Annotated in this window: 1 protein-coding gene and 1 pseudogene; both read left to right on the top strand. The window is 75.1% G+C overall.

Annotation, left to right across the window (positions count from 1 at the left end; translation table 11 throughout):
* Positions 1 to 353: pseudogene (locus tag HMPREF3105_RS11190) on the top strand (ribonuclease D); the annotation flags it as partial.
* A gap of 76 nt (positions 354 to 429) precedes the next feature.
* Positions 430 to 2601 (top strand): 3-hydroxyacyl-CoA dehydrogenase NAD-binding domain-containing protein, encoded by a 2172-nt coding sequence (locus tag HMPREF3105_RS11185; protein WP_061873140.1) that lies wholly within the window; start codon positions 430 to 432, stop codon positions 2599 to 2601.
* Positions 2602 to 2631: the final 30 nt, after the last annotated feature.

Below are 2631 nucleotides of genomic sequence, written 5' to 3'. Positions count from 1 at the left end.
TCCGGGCCGGCGTCGAGGACGCCGAGCGGGGCGACGCCCCCGCGGCGCAGATCCGCACCGGGGACGGCCCGCCCCCACCCCGGGCCTGGAAGGACCGGGACCCGGTGGCGGACCGCCGCCTGCGCACGGCCAAGGCCCGCGTCGCCCGACGGGCCGAGCAGCTGGGGATGCCCACCGAGAACCTCCTCACCCCGGACACCCTTCGGCGGATCTGCTGGACCCCGCCCGCCCCGATCACCCCCGAGACCGTCGACGCGTTCCTGACGGAGCGGGGCGCGCGCCCGTGGCAGGTGGAGAACGTCGGCGCGATCGTCACGGTCGCGCTCCTCGACCCCGATCCCGCCGGCGCCTGAGCCCCCGACGCGGCCGGCCGGATCGGTCCGTCGCGTCGCGTCGACGCGGAGGCTACTCGCCGGTAGTGTGACCCGCATGACATCCGTTTCTCTTGCTTCCTTCGACCACCTGCCCGCCCTGGCCCCGGATGAGGTCGTCACCACCGTCACCGTGACCGACCACGCCCTGCCCGAGGGTGCGGGCACGCTCGCGCTGCTCACGCTGGACAACGGGCAGGGACCCCGCCGGCCCGCGACCCTGGGCCCGGCCACGCTCCTCGGCCTCGGCCGGGTGCTCGACGAGCAGGCCGCCCGGGCCGCCGCGGGCGAGATCCAGGCCCTGGCCGTGACCGGTGTGGAGGGGACCTTCGCGGCCGGGGCGGACCTGTCCCTGATCGCGGGCCTCACCGACGACGTCGGCCGCGACCTGGCCCTGCTCGGCCACGCCGTCTACGACCGGCTCGCGGCCCTCGAGATCCCCACGGTCGCGCTCGTGAACGGCCTCGCCCTCGGCGGCGGCCTCGAGCTGGCCCTGGCCGCCGGACACCGCGTGGTGGCCGCCGATGCGAAGGGCTTCGGCCTGCCCGAGGTCCGGCTCGGCCTGATCCCCGGCTGGTCCGGCGTGTGGCGCGTGCCCCATCTGATCGGCCCGGAGGCCGCCGTCGACGTCGTGCTGAAGAACCCCCTCGACGACAACCGCATGCTCGACGCCCGCGCGGCGCACGGGCTCGGCCTGATGGACCGGATCGTGGAGGGGGACCTCCTCGACGCGGGCCTCGAGCTCGCCGCCGCCCTGGTCGCCGGGGACGAGTCCGTGGCGGCCGAACTGGCCGCCCACCGCGACCGCGACGTGTCCGACGCCGCCTGGGACCGCGCCCTGGCGGCGCTGGAGCGGCTGCAGGCCGCTCGCCCCGGACGCCACCTGCCGGCGCGCCGTCACCTGGAGGACCTGTTCACCGGCGCCCGCACGCGCACCCGCGCCGAGTCCGCCCAGGCCGAGGCGGACGCCCTCGGGACGCTGCTGCACTCCCCCGAGTTCCGGCGCACCGTGTACGCGTTCCTCGGCCTCGTCCAGGGCCGCGCCAAGCGCCCCGCCGGCGACCCGGGCCGCGAGCTCGCCCGCGAGGTCCGCAAGGTCGGCATCGTCGGTGCGGGCCTGATGGCCGGCCAGCTCGCCCTCGTCTTCGCCCGGCACCTGCGGGTGCCCGTCGTGATGACGGACATCGACGCCGAGCGTGTCGAGCGCGGCCTGGCGGGCGTGCGCGCGCAGGTCGAGAAGATGGTCTCCCGTGGACGGCTCTCCGCCGAGGACGGCGAGGCCCTGGCCGGGTTGATCACCGCGGACACGGACAAGGCGGTGTACGCGGACGCCGACATCGTCATCGAGGCCGTCTTCGAGGAGCTCGAGGTCAAGCGCACCGTCTTCCGCGAGCTCGAGGGCATCGTGCGTGAGGACGCCATCCTGATGACCAACACCTCGAGCCTGTCCGTGGCCGCCATGGCCGAGGTCCTCGAGCATCCCGAGCGCCTCGTGGGCTTCCACTTCTTCAACCCGGTGGCGGTCATGCCGCTCGTGGAGATCGTGCGGACCGAGGCGACGACGGACGAGGTCGTGGCCACCGCGTTCGAACTGACCCGCCGGCTCCGCAAGACCGGCGTGCTCGTCCACGACGCCACCGCGTTCGTGGTCAACCGCGTCCTGCTGCGCATGATGGGCGAGGTGCAGAACTCCTTCGACGAGGGCACCGACGCGCACGAGGCCGACCACGCGCTGGACCCGCTGGCCCTGCCGATGACGCCGTTCACCCTCCTGGCCATGGTCGGCATCCCCGTGGCCCAGCACGTGTCCGAGTCCCTCTCCGCGTCCTTCGGCGCGGAGCGCTTCCCGGTCTCGGCGAACCTGCAGCGCCTGATCGACGCCGGCAAGACCGCGATCTGGGCCAAGGACGTCCGCCCCGACCGGCGCGACGAGGAGGCCGCCGGCGCGACCGGCGAGCAGATCCCGGAGGCGACCGCGGCCCTGCTGGAGCAGGGCTCGACCCCGCAGACCTCCGAGGAGCTGCTGCGCCGGGTCGAGGACGCGCTGGCCGAGGAGATCGGCCTGCTCCTGGACGAGCACGTCGTCGCGGCCCCCGAGGACGTGGACCTGTGCATGATCCTCGGCGCCAACTGGCCCCTGCACCTGGGCGGCATCACGCCGTACCTGGACGACTGCGGGGCCGCCGAGCGGGTGAACGGGCGGCGCTTCCACCCGGCCGCGCAGGCCTGACCGGCCCCGGCCGGGCCGTCCGCGACGGCC

This window comes from Micrococcus sp. HMSC31B01, from assembly GCF_001816085.1.
Classification (GTDB): Bacteria; Actinomycetota; Actinomycetes; order Actinomycetales; family Micrococcaceae; genus Micrococcus; species Micrococcus luteus.
This window is presented reverse-complemented; position numbering and strand designations above follow the sequence as displayed.

What these genes read in the sequence shown, in the direction of transcription:
- HMPREF3105_RS11185 (WP_061873140.1), top strand. Translation starts at nt 430, where the DNA reads ATGACATCCGTTTCTCTTGCTTCCTTCGACCACCTGCCCGCCCTGGCC.